This window comes from Flagellimonas algicida, from assembly GCF_049629585.1.
Classification (GTDB): domain Bacteria; phylum Bacteroidota; class Bacteroidia; order Flavobacteriales; family Flavobacteriaceae; genus Flagellimonas.
Window position 1 is genome coordinate 812,428 of record NZ_JBMYIX010000001.1, and the last position, 16,177, is coordinate 828,604.

Genomic DNA, 16,177 nt, shown 5'->3' on the forward strand with positions numbered 1-16,177 from the left:
GTTTGGGTGGTTTTAGGTTGGGGAGGTTGGTTTGACCACAAGATACAATTTTGTGGTAGTGGGGAGTGTCGTTTTTATTCTACTTTTTCATTTTTGAGCTTATTTTCTATAATCAATTTTATTAGATTCAAAATTCCCAATGCAGGTAAATACATAAAAAGCCCGATTACCACATACGTATAAGTTGTTCCCACTATTAAGCTATCATATTTAAAATCCGCAGAATTCCATATCCAAGTCATGAGTATTAAAAACAGTCCGATTATTCCTTGAACCATAAGGGATTTGTTAATCGCTTTTACTAGTCCGACAAAATTAAAGGATTTAAAAAGTTCATTTTTTCGAGCACTCCAGATTATCGGAAGTCCGAAAAAAATTATAACTAAAAATGTTACAATTTCTATATTAGGAACAATCATTTTTTATTCTACTGCAATTATTAAATTTGGTTTTGCACTTTTGCCACGCCGGATTATAACCAGTGCTGTAAACCATTTTTATTATCTCATATGATATAGGTAAATCGCAAAATTTAAAATTCGAGACATATCTGAATCACTTATTTTATCATATCTATCTAAATAATCCTTTTTCATTTTTTCGCTATCAAAGTCTGTAAATTCGGCAAAATTGGATTTCGAGGGATTAAAAAATTTTGATTTAGATTGAAGTCCAATCTCTCTGAACAAGTCATTTTTTAATTTTCTTACATATTCAATTCTTTCCTGGTCATATTTACCAAGCCCATAATATTTTAATTTCCGTTTAATTTTTTGCTCGGCTTCTTTGAGGTCAGAAAAGTCAAATTCATAAGCTAAATCACCAAAGCAGACGTAGTCATATGTTGGTTCGCCTGTTTCTGCCATTATGATTTACCTTTAACTAGTTGTTCAATGTATTTTCCGTGATTTTCAAATCCATTTTTTTTTGGATTTTCCAAGTCAATCATTCCATCAGTTCCAGAGTCATAAATTTGCCAATTATGCTTTTTGGCTAATTCAATGAGGGCATAAATCCCATTTTCCCCATATAATGACAGCATAAAATTGCTTGTATGTTCATTGCTTACAAAATAGTCAATAGTAAAGTCAGCACCTATTATCTCCCTATAGTTATCCTTTTTGTTAATTCGGTCAAATGAAGATTCTAAAATTCCACTAAAATTGGTCTGTTCCAATTGATTTTCATCCAATTCTACAACCGAATTAATCTTTTGTGTTGAATTAAACAGTATAATCTCCCAACTCATTTTCTCGATTTTCTTGAATATTGTACTACTTATTCATATGCTAAACTTTCTTCAGCGTGCACGACTATTCGTTTTGACTCATACCCAAGTTGTCCGTTTCTAAATGTAGGAATTTTCAAAAGATCTTGCCCCATATTCCCAATATGGAGGTGTTCCAAAAGATTAATCATAAAATTATATGTTTTTTCCTACTTATTTCAGAAGTAATTCTTATCTTAACCAAGAAACACCTAGTAAACACTTAATCATTGACATTATGAAAAAACAGATCTTTTTTTTCGCGATCCCCGTATTGCTTTTGGTAGGGCTGCTGTTCTTGAACACACCCCAGGAAAGGGCCTTTAACGAGTTGCCGGAAAACCCGGAGACCGAACAGGCCTTTACGTTTCCCTGCGCATTCTGTGATGCGGAATTGGCCGCTTGCATCGCGGGGGGCTCCTTTACCGAGCAGGAATGCCAAGAAATGATGGCTTCCTGTTACGCGGAGTGCCAGCCTTAAGGTACAGCCAAGTATTTTTTGGGACAGTGCCCGGACCTATCGTTCAACCTGTACGTATTCCTTAAGGAATACCTCCCTTGTTTGACCATTAGACGGTAGGTTTGGGCGCTTGTTCTTTTATGCCCAAGCCATTTGCCGATGGCTTTTTCTTTTTCACAGAATTTGTTTAACATTGGGGCTATAAGCAGCGTTATGAAATTTGGCCAAGTAGACCACCCGGAACTCATTGATTTTACCATCCCGCCAGACCACCCGGACACCGCCGTGGTGTTGTCCCAATACAAGGGTGGGGGAGCGCCCAACGTGTATGTGGGCTGCGCCAAATGGAACCGGCAAGATCTCAAGAACTTTTACCCCCGTGGTACCAAGGACGAGCTGGAATACTACGCCACCCAGTTCAACAGTATTGAGTTGAACGCCACTTTTTACCGCATTTTTCCGGCGGAGCAATATCAAAAATGGTACGACAAGACCCCGGAGGGTTTCAAGTTTTTTCCTAAAATGACCAATGCGGTGAGCCATTTGAGACGTCTCAACGACCAAGTTTATGGGATAGTGGACGAGTATTTGGAGGTAACCTCGCTCTTGAAGGAGAAATTGGGCACCATTTTCTTGCAGATGCACAACAACTTCAACCCCAAGAATTGGGACAGGGTAGTGCGCTTTGTGGAGTACTGGCCCAAGGAATTTCCCTTGGCACTCGAGTTCCGCCATACAGATTGGTTCACCGATGAAATGGTTTCGCAGGAGCTTTACCATCTGTTGGAAGAGAACAATATGGCCAATGTGTTGGTGGACACGGCAGGCAGGCGAGACCTGATGCACATGCGGCTTACCAACAACGAGGCCTTTGTGCGCTACGTGGGTGCCAACCACGAAACGGATTATCCCCGACTGGACGATTGGGTGACCCGATTGACCGCGTGGAAGGAGCTGGGATTGGAGAACATCCACTTTTTTGTGCACCAGAACCTAGAGCTGGCCTCGCCCTTGCTTTCGGCCTATTTTATTGAAAAGTTAAATCCTGCCCTGGGATGTGGTCTGGCCATTCCCAAAACCACCATCAGTCCACAGGAGCGTTTGTTCTAGCCAATTTCAATTGTGGAATCTATGACGGGCAAAATTGCAGAGTCCGTATTCCCTGATAATGAAATGTTTCAAATCCGTAATTCCATCGTAAAGGAGTGCTAAAATGGAGTGTTCTGGCCGTGATTTGGACTAATTTTGTATCACAGATATAACGCTAAATGTTACAATAATGCGATTTCACACTAGAAAATGGGTAAAACCAGAAGACCTGAACGCCAACGGGACCTTGTTTGGCGGTAGGGTGCTGGCATGGGTGGATGAGGAAGCCGCGCTGTACAGCATCATACAACTGGAAAACAAAAAAGTGGTCACCAAATACATGTCAGAGATCAATTTTATGAGCACCGCCGTTGAGGGCGATATCATTGAGATCGGAATCGATGTGATCAAATTTGGGGTGACCTCCATTTCGTTGAACTGCGAAGTGCGGAACAAAATGACCCGCGAGAGCATCGTTACCGTGGACAACATTATCATGGTGAACCTGGACGACCATGGCAACCCAAAGGCCCATGGCAAGACCAAGATAGAGTTCGTAAAGGACCGCTTGGCCCAAAAAGAAAAGGAAGAGAACGCCTAGATCTTAGTCAAGGGTAGCCGCAACGGCCTGTACCTCGTCCAAGACGCGTAGGAGGTTACCGCCCCATAGTTTGGCGATTTCTTCTTCGGTATAACCACGTTTTACCAATTCCAAGGTTACGTTGAAGGTCTCGGAAGCATCGGACCAACCCTCGATACCGCCACCGCCATCAAAATCGGAGCTGATGCCCACATGGTCAATCCCAATGAGTTTCACCATGTAGTCGATATGGTCCACCAAGTCGGATACGTTCACCGCTGGGGGGACATTGGGGTCGTTTGCCGCCATTTCCTCACCCAATTTGGTCACTTTGGGATAGTTTTCCATGAATTCCTCCTGTTGATCCTTATCGAGAGAGCCAAATTCGGACCGCTCGTACCAGTTCAACCCTAGGGAATCCGCCGCTTTTTGATTGATGCTCTTCATATAGGCCGCACGGGCATCGTTCTTTTCCGTACTCAAATACGAAGTGAAGGCTACCGTTTGGGCCACTCCTCCATTTTCCTTCAACAAAAGGAGCAGTTCATCATCCAGATTACGGCTATGGTTGCAAAGTGCCCTAGCCGAGGAATGCGAGGCGATCACCGGTGCTTTGGATAGTTCTATCATCTGTTTTATAGCTTCTTTGGAAGGGTGGGAGATATCAATCATGATCCCAACGCGGTTCATTTCGGCAACCGCCTGTTTTCCCAGTTCGCTAAGTCCGTTGTGCAACCACACCCCGTCCGCTTCTCCGGTGTTGGAATCACTGAACTGGCTGTGTCCGTTATGGGCCAAGGAAATGTACCGTGCCCCCCGTTTTTGGTAGTCCGCTATTTGGGATAGGTCCTCGCCAAGGGGATAGGCATTTTCCACCCCGATCATGGCCGCTTTTTTGCCCGCTGCGGAAATCCTTCGCACATCGTCCGAGGTCAAGGCCAATTCTATCCGGTCCGGGGCATATTCCTCGCACAGTCTGTGGATGGCATCAAACTTGGAAATGGCATTCTCCTTGGCCTTGGCATAGCCATCGGCATTCAAGGAATCCTGTCCGGTATAGACAATGAACCAGGCCACATCCAGTCCACCTTCTTCCATCTTGGGCAGGTTTACCTGATTTTCGAGTCTTTGGGTATAGTTGATACTGTCCGTAAAGTTCCTCACATTGATGTCCACATGGGTATCCACAGTGATCACGGTATCATGGATTCTTCTGGCTTTTTCTTCCATGGTCTCAGTTTTATCGGATTGTTTTTCGGCGCATGAAAAAAAGAGGCTTACAGCGCACAAAAGGGAAGTGTATTTCATAGTTGGTGGTTTACACCTACAAATAAAGCAATTTGACAACAAAATCCATGGGCTACATAACAATTAATTGTAATCCCTTGATCCAATGCGGATTTTTAGGTGATAATTCAATAATTGAACAAACTTTGGAAACTAGGGAACTACTCACGTATTTGGAAAAATTGGAAATCGGGCTAAGCAGCTTTTCGTATGAGGAATTGGGCGTTGTGGAGGCCGGTGAGCTGAAAAAGTCGTTTCAGGTCTTTAAACACGGGCTTGAAAACAAGGTTTTTGGCGTTCCCGAAATGAAGCAATTGGAAAACATCTACAAAAAAGTGGGCATCCAAGGTTCGGAAACCCATACAGGAGAAACTGCCAATATGCCCAATGAGCTGAAAGAGTTCCTATCCCTGATCGATGCCATGGAGAATACCCGTTTGTCACATGAACAGCAAAAGATCGCCAAAGCCATGAAAGAAGTGGCCAAGCAATTGGGCAAGGAGCTGCCCATGTCCCAGAACCTACAATTTATTGAGAAAGAACTAGAACCCGGCCATTTGGCCCATACCATCAATTTAAAGCCCATTTTGCAGGACTGTATGGGGCAGATGGAACTCATGGAAGAGCTGGTGAGGCTCTTCAAACAAAACCTCATGGAATTTATTGGTAGCGTAAAGGTGCACTTGCAGAACGAGAGTTTTAAGCAAGTGGACCTGGCCTGTCAGAAAGTCCGTCCCAGTCTGGAGATGATGAAGGCCAACGGTTTGTTGGAAATCGTGAAGGAAATCCTCATGCTCTGTAGAACGGACAACGACCCAAAGCACCACGCTTTCCTATACGACCAATTTGTAATGGAGTATCCCAAGGTACAGGAGCAAGTGGACTTTGAAATGGAAATCCTCCGAACCATGTAAACAAGACCCATGGAAAGCCCGACCCTTCCCGATTATCTTCAAAGTATTTTTCACCCGCTTTTAGAGCATGCCAAAGATTTGGAGTGCAAACTAATGCTGTTGGACGAGATGCTGGAAGTAGGGGACAAAAAGGAAATTCCTTTGCTCAAGGAATTGGAAAGCCATGACCATCCCAAGATCAGTCATAAGGCCTTTGAGGTCAGGACCGCACTTCAGTCCAAGCTGGGAATGGACGCCGAAAGGGAACGCAGAAGGCTCCCCATGAGCCTATGTTTCATCTATGATGAATTCAACATTCGTCCCAGCAAGATAGACCCGGACCTCGAGTTTGGTGTATCCTTGGATATCCTTGATTCGGAGTAATTGCTGAATCCATTTTTCCTTATCCCAATGATGGGGCATTTCACAACTGCAACACCCATTTTCACCACAATTAATTGATAGACAATAATCTTTCCCATAGATTCACGTTAATAACATAGACCAACATCAAACCCTCGAATCATTATGTTATACGATACCTACGGAGAAGAATATTTGGCATTCTTACAAGAGCTCAACGAAATTTTGAGCATCAATGAACTGGCCGAACTTGATTATTTATAGAAAACCCCAAACGTTGCAATATGAAAAATCTTAACCACGAAAACACGGCGTATCTTAACTTTATTCAAGATTTGAACGATATGCTCATCGATTTTGATATCAATCAATTGAGCTGCTCTTAATAATTATAGTTTAAGTGGATATCATGGAAAAGGGGATGTTAAAAACATCCCCTTTTCTATTTTATGTTGAAATGGTATTATCCCAAATACGACTTCAAAATTTTACTTTTTGAGGTATGCCTCAGTTTACGGATCGCTTTCTCCCTGATCTGTCGTACACGTTCCCGTGTCAGGTCAAAGGTGCTCCCAATCTCCTCCAAGGTCATGGAAGGTTGGTTCCCGATACCGTAGTACAAACGCACCACATCTGCCTCGCGAGGGGAGAGGGTGTCCAAGGCCCGGTTGATTTCCGTGTTCAAGGACTGGTGCATCAACCCCTTGTCCGGTTTGGGCGAATCCCCAGTATTGATTACGTCGTATAGGTTGGAGGTTTCCCCTTCTTTTAATGGAGCATCCATGGATACGTGTCGCCCCGTATTTCTCAGGGACTGCTTCACTTCGGAAACGGTCATATCCAACTCTTTGGCAATTTCTTCAGGGGAAGGTGGCCGCTCATGGGCCTGCTCCAAATAGGAAAATGTCTTTTTGATCTTATTGATGGAACCTATTTTGTTCAACGGGAGTCGTACCACCCGGGATTGTTCCGCGAGTGCCTGCAAAATGGACTGCCTGATCCACCACACCGCATAGGAAATGAATTTGAATCCACGGGTCTCATCAAACCGTTTGGCAGCCTTTACCAACCCCACATTCCCCTCATTGATGAGATCGGGCAATTTCAACCCTTGGTTTTGATACTGCTTGGCCACAGATACGACAAACCTCAGATTGGCATTGGTCAGTTTTTCCAAGGCAACCTGGTCCCCGGCCCTAATACGTTGGGCAAGCTCCACCTCTTCTTGGGCAGTGATCAAATCAATCTTACTGATGTCTTGAAGATATTTGTCCAAAGATTTGGATTCCCGGTTGGTGACCTGTTTGATGATTTTTAATTGCCTCATGCTCAAAAATGGTTTTCTAGGTGATACATAAGCTTACATTATACATTATAATAGCCTATTTTCCAAGCCCTAAATGTTATTGTTATCAAAATGTTATGAGCAACATCAAAAAAAGTTTCGGATTGTTCGCATTGTTGATAGTATCTTAATAGAATTGCGGCCATAGGGTTCCACCTTACTGTAAAAAACTCCTAATTTTGCAAGGTTTGTTGATCAAGAACCAAAAACCCTTTTCTTTTGGAGGTAAAAAAAGCTGTAAACAAGAAAACATTATACAATTACCAACAGGAAGATCTTAGAAAAATCTTCAAGCATTTGGAAGAGCTCCCTGATGGCACGAATATCCTTTACCAGCTTCCCACAGGGGGTGGCAAGACCGTGGTCTTTTCCGAAATTACCCGAAAATATATCCAAAACACGGGTAAGAAAGTCATTGTCTTGACCCACAGGATCGAGCTGAGCAAGCAAACCTCCCAAATGTTACACGGTTTTGGAGTGGCCAACAAAGTGATCAGCAGCGAGGTCAAGGAACTGCACGATCAAGATGACTATATGTGCTTTGTGGCCATGGTGGAAACCCTGAACAATCGGTTACAGGAAGAAAAGGTGACCATCAACAATATCGGTCTGGTCATCATCGATGAGGCCCACTACAATTCGTTCCGGAAACTGTTCAAGTACTTTGACAAGGCCACTATCTTGGGGGTAACGGCAACTCCCCTGAGTTCCAACATTAAACTTCCCATGAAGGATCATTACAAGCATTTGATTATTGGGGAGTCCATAAAATCCTTGATTGAAAAGCGTTTCTTGGCACGGGCCAACCTCTATAATTTTGATGTAAGCCTAAAAACCTTGAAGTTGGGCATCCATGGAGATTATACCGTAAAGTCTTCTGATGAGTTCTACGGAAACCACAGTATGTTGGGCAAACTGTTGTCTGCCTACGAGGAAGTGGCCAAAGGCACCAAGACCTTGATCTTCAACAATGGGATCAACACCTCGTTATACGTTTACGAGACCTTTAAAAAAGCAGGGTACAACATCCGCCATCTGGACAACAAAAACACGGCCAACGAACGAAAGGAAATCCTGGAATGGTTTGCCGAAACTCCTGATGCCATCCTTACCTCGGTCAGTATCCTCACCACCGGTTTTGATGAGCCCAGTGTGCAGTCCATCATCCTGAACAGGGCCACAAGATCGCTCACCCTATATTTTCAGATGATAGGGCGGGGGTCACGGATATTGCCCAACAAGGACGAGTTCAACGTGATAGACCTTGGGAACAACATTGCCCGTTTCGGACCATGGGACACTCCCGTGGATTGGCAAGAAATCTTCCATTTTCCAGATTTTTATCTGGAGAACATCAAAAATGATGAGGAAATCGAACGGGATTTCGTTTACGAAATGCCCGAAGAACTCCGTGCCAAATTCAGTAAATCCGACAACATTACGTTCGATATCAAGGAAGAATACAAGAAAGTCTTTGCCCAAGGCAAAAAATCCAAAGAGGTATTGGAGCGCAGCATAGAGCAGCATGCCCAAATCTGTGTGGAAAACAGTGAAGATGTATTTGATGCCCGTATCTTGGCCAAGGAACTCAAAGATGAGATAGCCTATAGGGTACGCCAATATTCCTATTGCATCATGAACAACACCAAAAACTACAAGGAGTGGTTGGAGGAGGACTATGAGCGTAAACTACGCTCCAGCATTTCCAAGAAATTTGCCGCACTGATGTAAGCATGAAAAAGTCATTGTTCATAGGTCATGTTTGGCCAGAACCCAATACCACGGCGGCAGGTCATCGAATGCTGCAGTTACTGGACGCCTTCCAAAAGTTCGGATATCAGATCACCTTTGCATCCACGGCCCAAAAAACGGAACATAGCCTTGATTTGGATAAGAAGGGTATTACTTCGGTCGATATTCTGCTCAACCATTCCAGTTTTGACATATTTGTAACGGAACTATCTCCTGATGTGGTAGTCCTTGACCGATTTATGGTGGAGGAACAATTTGGATGGCGTGTGGCCGATTTTGCCCCCAAGGCCATTCGTATTTTGAACACCGAAGATCTTCACGGACTCCGAAAGGCTAGGGAAGAGGCCCATAAGAAGCGGGAACCATTCACACTTGACCAATGGACCAACCACCCCATAACCTTGAGGGAATTGGCGAGCATCTATCGTTCGGATCTTTCCTTGATGATTTCCAGTTATGAGTTGACCATTTTACAGGAAACACTCAACGTTCCGGGAAATCTACTGCTGCACCTTCCCTTTATGGTGGAAAACATCTCAAAACAAGGCTATCACCAATGGCCCAGTTTTGAAGACCGAAGGGACTTTGTTACTGTGGGTAATGGCAGACATGCCCCCAATGTGGATTCGATACAGGTTTTAAAAACCAAGATATGGCCCCTCATCCGAAAAGAGTTGCCCGATGCCCAAGTCCATGTGTACGGAGCCTATCTGCCACAACAAATCATGGAAATGCACCATCCCGAGCAGGGATTTCTCGTAAAAGGTTGGGGCGAAGATATCGGAGACATCATGGAAAAGGCCCGTTTGGTGTTGGCCCCGATCCAGTTTGGGGCAGGCATCAAGGGTAAGTTATTGGATGCGATGCTATATGGTACTCCAAGTATCACGACACCCATTGGAGCAGAAGGAATGCAAGGTAATTTGCCTTGGAACGGAACTGTTTGCCAAGATTGGGAATCCTTTTCCCAAGCAGCGATTTTGCTCTATCAAAACTCGGATTCTTGGAAAGAGGCACAAGCCAATGGAGTGGTCTTGATCAATACGCTGTATGATAAAGAAAAGCTTCAAGACCAATTGCAAGAAACCTTGGAATCATTATCTCAAAACCTCGATGCCCATCGCGATCAAAACTTCATTGGAAGACTATTGCAACATCATACTTTGGCGAGCAGTAAATATATGGCCAAGTGGATTGAGGCAAAAAATAGAAGATAGCTTGGATATCACTCCATTTTTCCCATTGGTTCTGTATATACTTTTTTCATCGTTTCAGCTTTGCTTGCATCTTCCGCTACTGCGGAAGTGGTAAACATCATCACCCCACTGGATGCTCCCGAAAGTCCACCTCTTAGCACTGTTTCAAACTCTTCTGCGGAAATGGTCTCAGGGCCGTTAAGGGCTTGAACGATGGGCCATACTTTTGGATATTCATCCTTTTTGATGTTCAAGCGGTCCCCAAACCAAAGAATGTTCTCTTTCACCCAATTGGGGTCTCTTTCCATTCTTCCGTGATAGACCATCGGGGAAAAAACATCAATGGTTTCCTTCAATAGGTCATAGTCCAGTCCCAAGATACGTCGTCTTGCCCCATCGAATTCTTTATCATCCCAGGGGCAGTGATACAATCCGAGCAATGCTTCGGGTTTGACCTCCTTGACAATTTTTTTCATTTCATAAGTCCAATCGTAAATCACCTTACACCGCCAATCCCGCCAGGTTGTATCATGTTGAGCAAGAATCCACTGGGCTTTTTCCGAGGTGGTCCCTTCAGGAATCTCAATATTGGAGTTTTTTGAAAATTCGGCAAGACAGTGGTCACAGAAACAGGTCTCGGGCAATATAGGCTCAGGGTCCTCAAATTGTGCATGCCAGTGCACATAATCCATCCAAACCCCATCCAGATCATACTCCAAAAGCAAATCCCTCAATTGGTCAAATCGATACTGTCGGAAACCGGGCTCGGTGGGGCACACCCCCATGAACCACGTAGCGGCCTGTACTTTTTCACCTTTTTCATTGATGGCCCAAGCTTCAGGGTTCTCTTCCACATACCCTTTCCCGTTCAAAGTGGCAAATTCAGCATAGATTTTTAACCCCTCGGATTTGGCCCTATCAACCATTTCTGGATTTATGGACCCACTATGTACAAAAATGGCATTTACCCCAAGCTCATTAAGGTTGTATCCCTTGTCCCATAAAGGTTTTGGGCTGCCATAAACACCCTTTATTTCGACAATTTCAACAGTCTCAACAGGTTTCGGTTTTGGTTTACAGCCAAATAAAAACACTGGGGCAATGCAGCATACTATATACCTGTAACAAAATGTGATAATTGAATCCATGGATGTAAACTTATGAATGTGACACAAGGTTTTAATCTAGTCTCCTTGATAGCCGGGGCCGTGCACCACACGTCCCGGAAAAGCCCCAGTATGTTCCCCATCCTTGAGCACTTGAGTGCCGTTCACAAAAACATGCATCATTCCCGTAGCATACTGATGGGGTTTTTCAAAAGTGGCTTGGTCTTGGATCTCTTCTGGATCGAACAAAACCACATCGGCATAATGGCCTTGGCTCAATGCGCCCCGTTTTTTGATCTTTAAATTGGTAGCAGGTAGGGTGGTCAATTTATGAATAGCCTCTTCAAGCGGTATTACTTTTTCGTCCCTGACATATTTGCCCAATAGACGGGAGAAATTTCCATAGGCTCTGGGATGGGTGCTCGATTTCAAAAAAACACCCTCAGCGGCCATGGACTGTCCATCCGAACCAAAACTCATCCACGGCAGGGCAATCTGTTTTTTTACATTCTCCTCGGACATTAAAAAGTAGATGGTCCCCACACGGCTACCATCCTGAACCACCAAGTCCATGGCGGTTTCTTCTGGGGAAAGGTTTCGCATTTCCGCTACCTCCTTCAAGGTTTTCCCGGTGAGGTATTTTAGGGAATCGTTCTTAAAGCCCACCAAAAGGATTTTACTGGGGTCCCCTGCTGCCTGCATCAGACTTTCCCATTCATCGGTAGGGGTCGTCATTTCTTGCATGAGCTTTTTTCTGATGACGGGATCTTGCAAACGTTCCGCCCATTTTTCATACCCCCCTTCCTGTACCCATGGGGGCATGGACGCATCCAATCCTGTGGCACCTGCCACATAATTGTACATATCTGCAGTAATGCTCAAGCCTTTTGCCCGAGCCGAGTCCACTTTGGCCACCACGGCATCAAATTTGTCCCAATTTTCCTTTCCGCTTTGTTTTAGGTGATAGACTTCGGCCCGAATTCCTGCCTCATGCGCTATTTGAATCAATTCGTCCAAGCTTTCCAAAAGTCGGCCCCCTTCACTTCTCAAGTGACTGATGTACATGCCATCATAGGCAGCTGCGACCTTACAGAGTTCTATAAGTTCCTCGGTACTCGAATAAAAGGCTGGGGCATAGATCAACGAAGAGCCAACTCCCAAAGCCCCCTCTTCCATAGCTTGTTTTACCATCAATTTCATGGAGTCCATTTCCTCTGGAGTGGGTTCCCTATCCTCATACCCCACGGTGTTGACCCTTAGAGTAGTGGCCCCCACAAAGGAAGCTACATTGGGTGAAATGCCTTTTGAGGTAAGAAACTCCAGATATTCGTTCAAAGTGGTCCATGACACGTCATACTTGATGTCGCCTTGACTTTCCTGATCTTGCTGTCTCATTTCCTCGCTCAATGGTCCCATGGACACTCCTTCTCCAAAAACTTCCAAGGTAACCCCTTGTTTGATATCCCCCATGGACCTGCCGTCCTCAATAAGGGATTCCACCGCCCAACTCAACATGTTGATGAACCCTGGGGCGACCACCAAGTTGGAAGCATCAATCTCCATATTTCCCGTTGCATTGCTCAAATCGCCCATGGCGGCAATTGTATCGGCATTGATTCCCAAGTCCCCAACATAAGAAGGATTGCCCGAACCATCCATGATACGGCCATTTTTGATGAGCACATCAAATTTTTGGGGTTTAGAGCAATTAACCAATAACAAGGAAATTAGGATAAAAGAAACTGGGAGGTTGATTCGCATAATTGGATCATTTAGTGAAAGATACCAATTTAGTGATTTTTATGTTGATGCAACCCTGACCTTATTTGATGGAATAAAAAAGAAATCGAGTAGATTCATGGATTCCTTAAAGTGGCTAAAGTCGTTATTGGCGTAGGGACAAAAAATTTAAAAATGCCGTACTTTGTGACATCAAATACTGTTTTATGAAATCACCCAACTGGCAGACCGCCATAGAATTTGAGGATATCACCTATAAAAAATGTGATGGTGTGGCACGCATCGCATTCAACCGGCCCAATGTACGCAATGCATTCCGTCCAAAAACCACCAGTGAACTTTACCAAGCCTTCTATGATGCCCAGGAAGACACCTCTATTGGCGTAGTGTTGCTATCTGCCGAAGGACCTTCGACCAAGGATGGAAAGTGGGCCTTTTGTAGTGGGGGCGATCAAAAAGCCAGAGGCCATCAAGGTTATGTGGGCGAAGATGGCTATCACCGTTTGAATATTTTGGAGGTGCAGCGCCTTATTCGTTTTATGCCCAAGGTAGTCATTGCCGTGGTGCCCGGTTGGGCCGTTGGGGGAGGACATAGCCTGCATGTAGTGTGTGATATGACCTTGGCCAGTAAGGAACATGCCATTTTTAAACAAACGGATGCCGATGTAACCAGTTTTGATGGAGGATACGGATCGGCTTATCTGGCTAAAATGGTCGGACAAAAGAAAGCTAGGGAAATTTTCTTCTTGGGTCGAAACTATTCGGCACAAGAAGCTTATGAAATGGGTATGGTGAATGCCGTTGTTCCCCATGAGGAATTGGAAGATACTGCCTACGAATGGGCCCAGGAGATACTGGAAAAGTCGCCGACCTCAATCAAAATGCTCAAGTTTGCCATGAACCTTACCGATGATGGCATGGTTGGCCAACAGGTATTTGCAGGGGAAGCCACTCGATTGGCTTATATGACTGAAGAAGCCAAGGAAGGTCGAAATGCATTTTTGGAAAAGCGGAAACCCAACTTTGGGAAAAATAACTGGATTCCATAATACACATAGTATTGGGGTTTCCTCCTTATTTGGAAAGTCATAAAATCAATAAGAAGGATTCGAGAAATTCGCTTCAACCATTTTCCCAAAGGTCTTAAACCAAAAAGAGCCTTGCCACTTGGGTCAAGACTCTTTTACGAGAACACTATATGAAAATGAAAAAATTACTTTCTAAATTAATTACATGGTAAATGTACCCCCCGTGTTCCCGTAAATGAAATTATTGTTGTGAAGTACCATTATACTATGGTTTTCTCAATATTTCTTGGTTGTGAAGGGTTGTGATTGGATTCCAAAACCTTTATAAACCAAAAAGAGCCTTGCCACTTGGATCAAGACTCTTTTACGAGAACACTATATGAAAATGAAAAAATTACTTTCTGAATTAATTACATGGTAAATGTACCACCCGTGTTCCCGTAAATGAAATTATTGTTGTGAAGTACCATTATACTGTGGTTTTCTCAATATTTCTTGGTTGTGAAGAGTTGGGATTGGGTTCCAAAACCTTTATAAACCAAAAAGAGCCTTGCCACTTGGGTCAAGACTCTTTCACGAGAACACTATATGAAAATGAAAAAATTACTTTCTGAATTAATTACATGGTAAATGTACCACCCGTGTTCCCGTAAATGAAATTATTGTTGTGAAGTGCCCTTATACTGTGGTTTTCCGGGCATTTTAGTATACCACATCGATTTACGGTACTGCTTTTACGATGTTTGACAACACCCCGTTCACATCAAATTCCGGTTCTTCGGCCAAACCTGTCCGCACAACGACCAAGTCCTTGGACGGTATCACAAACACATATTGTCCTTGGTAGCCATTACAGGAGAACAGGTCCTTGGGTACATCGGGGTACTTACCTTCGGCATTGAGCCAAAAGTGGGCTCCATAGGTGCCATCGGAATGTATGGTTGGGGTGGTAATATAATCTACCCACTCCGGAGAAAAGATTTGTTCCCCATTCCATTTACCCCTGTCCAGATACAACTGGCCAAAGCGGGCCCAGTCTCGCGTGCTGGCCCAAGCATAGGAAGACCCCACATAATTTCCGTCAATATCGGCCTCCAACACCATGGAATACATCCCAATTTTATCAATCAAACTGGAGTAGGGGAAATCCAGATACTCCTGATGGCTCCTGAACTGTTGTCTGAGTATCCCGGAAAGTAGATTGGTGGTTCCCGAAGAATAGTTCCAAATCTCCGTAGGTGGGGCAATGGCCTTTTTCTCTCTTTGCTTCTGCGTCATATCGCTATCCAAAAACAACATTTGGGTCACATCGGAAATCCCACTGTAATCCTCATCCCATTCCAAACCACTTTGCATGCGCAGCAAATGGTCTAGGGTGATGTTCTTTCGTTCATCGGCTTTCCATTCCGCAATTGGGGCCGGCCAATCCATTTCCAATTTGCCCTGATGTTCCAAAACCCCAAAACAGGTGGCCAATACGCTCTTGGTCATGGACCACCCCAAAATAGGCGTGTCCTTGGTAAAGCCCTCTATATATTTTTCGGTAAGCAAATGCCCTTTGTAAAGCACCAAAAGGGTTCGCGTCTTTTGAACTTCAGGGTTACCAAAGGCCATGGCCACCGCTTTGTTGAGCTGGTCCATATCCACTTCCTCAAAAATGGAATCCAGAGGCTCTGCTTGTCCGTAAGGGTATGGAATGGTATCTGCAGTTTTGTTTCGATGGGGACGAATGGTGAGCTTTTCAGCATCATATCCATCATTGATCAGCACCGTTCCCAATCCATCACGATACACCGCTGTACGCTCCATCAACCCATAAACTTTAGAGGAAGCTGACTCTGCCGTTTCATCCACTTGGGTTTCGGCCAGCTCGATCAAGGGCACATTGTTATCGTATTGATTCATGGAGGCAGCCGAACGCTCTGCCACAAAGACCCCAGAGGCCATATTTTTGGCAGCATAACCTGAGATAATGTTCAATTTGGGATAATTCAAATAGATGACCACCCCCACAATAATGAGCAGGAGCAGCAAAACACGTTTAAGTAGTTTCATGGTGTTGGATGTATTT

General features: G+C 44.3%; 16 protein-coding genes. 8 read left to right on the forward strand and 8 right to left on the reverse strand.

Translation table 11 applies throughout. The annotated features are described in order from the left end of the window. Positions 1-74: 74 nt before the first annotated feature. The 3 genes from ACPD8L_RS03590 to ACPD8L_RS03600 form a co-directional block, all read right to left on the reverse strand. A complete protein-coding gene (locus ACPD8L_RS03590; RefSeq protein ID WP_116218792.1) occupies positions 75-419 on the reverse strand; it encodes a hypothetical protein in 345 nt (114 codons plus the stop codon). A gap of 81 nt (positions 420-500) precedes the next feature. Beyond that, positions 501-866, reverse strand: a complete 366-nt coding sequence (locus ACPD8L_RS03595; protein ID WP_116218791.1) for a hypothetical protein — start codon at positions 864-866, stop codon at positions 501-503. After that, on the reverse strand, positions 866-1,249 hold the full coding sequence (locus ACPD8L_RS03600) for a hypothetical protein (RefSeq protein WP_293300547.1): 384 nt from the start codon (positions 1,247-1,249) through the stop codon (positions 866-868). The genes ACPD8L_RS03595 and ACPD8L_RS03600 overlap by 1 nt, the downstream gene beginning before the upstream one ends. A 256-nt stretch (positions 1,250-1,505) precedes the next feature. Between ACPD8L_RS03600 and ACPD8L_RS03605 the strand changes: the two genes are divergently transcribed. The 3 genes from ACPD8L_RS03605 (at position 1,506) to ACPD8L_RS03615 (ending at position 3,417) form a co-directional block, all read left to right on the forward strand. Continuing rightward, complete coding sequence (locus ACPD8L_RS03605; RefSeq protein WP_293300549.1) at positions 1,506-1,748, forward strand: hypothetical protein; 243 nt, start codon at positions 1,506-1,508, stop codon at positions 1,746-1,748. Between the two features lie 192 nt (positions 1,749-1,940). Beyond that, positions 1,941-2,837, forward strand: a complete 897-nt coding sequence (locus tag ACPD8L_RS03610) for a DUF72 domain-containing protein (RefSeq protein WP_423941937.1) — start codon at positions 1,941-1,943, stop codon at positions 2,835-2,837. 169 nt (positions 2,838-3,006) lie between these two features. After that, entirely contained in the window at positions 3,007-3,417 is a 411-nt protein-coding gene (locus tag ACPD8L_RS03615) for an acyl-CoA thioesterase (protein WP_116218787.1), read from the forward strand. 3 nt (positions 3,418-3,420) lie between these two features. On the opposite strand, the gene ACPD8L_RS03620 is transcribed toward ACPD8L_RS03615, so the two are convergent. Further along, a complete protein-coding gene (locus ACPD8L_RS03620; protein ID WP_423941940.1) occupies positions 3,421-4,704 on the reverse strand; it encodes a dipeptidase in 1,284 nt (427 codons plus the stop codon). Positions 4,705-4,829: 125 nt separating this feature from the next. Here ACPD8L_RS03620 and ACPD8L_RS03625 point away from each other — a divergent pair, with 125 nt between their 5' ends. Both ACPD8L_RS03625 and ACPD8L_RS03630 read left to right on the forward strand, forming a co-directional pair. Further along, the gene (locus tag ACPD8L_RS03625) at positions 4,830-5,597 is read left to right on the forward strand and encodes a hypothetical protein (protein ID WP_421809380.1); all 768 of its coding nucleotides are present in this window, start codon (positions 4,830-4,832) and stop codon (positions 5,595-5,597) included. Between the two features lie 9 nt (positions 5,598-5,606). After that, positions 5,607-5,960 (forward strand): hypothetical protein, encoded by a 354-nt coding sequence (locus ACPD8L_RS03630; protein WP_116218784.1) that lies wholly within the window; start codon positions 5,607-5,609, stop codon positions 5,958-5,960. 442 nt (positions 5,961-6,402) lie between these two features. On the opposite strand, the gene ACPD8L_RS03635 is transcribed toward ACPD8L_RS03630, so the two are convergent. Further along, positions 6,403-7,266 carry a sigma-70 family RNA polymerase sigma factor gene (locus tag ACPD8L_RS03635; protein ID WP_116218783.1) on the reverse strand — a complete coding sequence of 288 codons (864 nt, stop codon included), beginning with the start codon at positions 7,264-7,266 and terminating at the stop codon, positions 6,403-6,405. Positions 7,267-7,503: 237 nt separating this feature from the next. Here ACPD8L_RS03635 and ACPD8L_RS03640 point away from each other — a divergent pair, with 237 nt between their 5' ends. Together ACPD8L_RS03640 and ACPD8L_RS03645 are read left to right on the forward strand one after the other, a co-directional pair. Then, positions 7,504-9,015, forward strand: a complete 1,512-nt coding sequence (locus tag ACPD8L_RS03640) for a DEAD/DEAH box helicase (RefSeq protein ID WP_116218782.1) — start codon at positions 7,504-7,506, stop codon at positions 9,013-9,015. Between the two features lie 2 nt (positions 9,016-9,017). Next, entirely contained in the window at positions 9,018-10,253 is a 1,236-nt protein-coding gene (locus tag ACPD8L_RS03645) for a glycosyltransferase (protein WP_423941946.1), read from the forward strand. An 8-nt stretch (positions 10,254-10,261) separates the two neighbouring features. Here ACPD8L_RS03645 and ACPD8L_RS03650 read toward each other — a convergent pair whose 3' ends face one another. Continuing rightward, positions 10,262-11,380 carry a glycoside hydrolase family protein gene (locus ACPD8L_RS03650; RefSeq protein ID WP_423941949.1) on the reverse strand — a complete coding sequence of 373 codons (1,119 nt, stop codon included), beginning with the start codon at positions 11,378-11,380 and terminating at the stop codon, positions 10,262-10,264. 36 nt (positions 11,381-11,416) lie between these two features. Next, the gene (locus tag ACPD8L_RS03655; protein WP_421809383.1) at positions 11,417-13,099 is read right to left on the reverse strand and encodes an N-acyl-D-amino-acid deacylase family protein; all 1,683 of its coding nucleotides are present in this window, start codon (positions 13,097-13,099) and stop codon (positions 11,417-11,419) included. A 185-nt stretch (positions 13,100-13,284) separates the two neighbouring features. On the opposite strand from ACPD8L_RS03655, the gene ACPD8L_RS03660 reads away from it, so the two are divergent. Beyond that, positions 13,285-14,127 carry a 1,4-dihydroxy-2-naphthoyl-CoA synthase gene (locus ACPD8L_RS03660; protein WP_116218778.1) on the forward strand — a complete coding sequence of 281 codons (843 nt, stop codon included), beginning with the start codon at positions 13,285-13,287 and terminating at the stop codon, positions 14,125-14,127. Between the two features lie 699 nt (positions 14,128-14,826). Here the strand turns inward: ACPD8L_RS03660 and ACPD8L_RS03665 are convergent. Beyond that, positions 14,827-16,161: a serine hydrolase domain-containing protein gene (locus ACPD8L_RS03665; RefSeq protein WP_116218777.1), complete on the reverse strand. Its 1,335-nt coding sequence runs from the start codon at positions 16,159-16,161 to the stop codon at positions 14,827-14,829. Between the last annotated feature and the right edge of the window lie 16 nt (positions 16,162-16,177).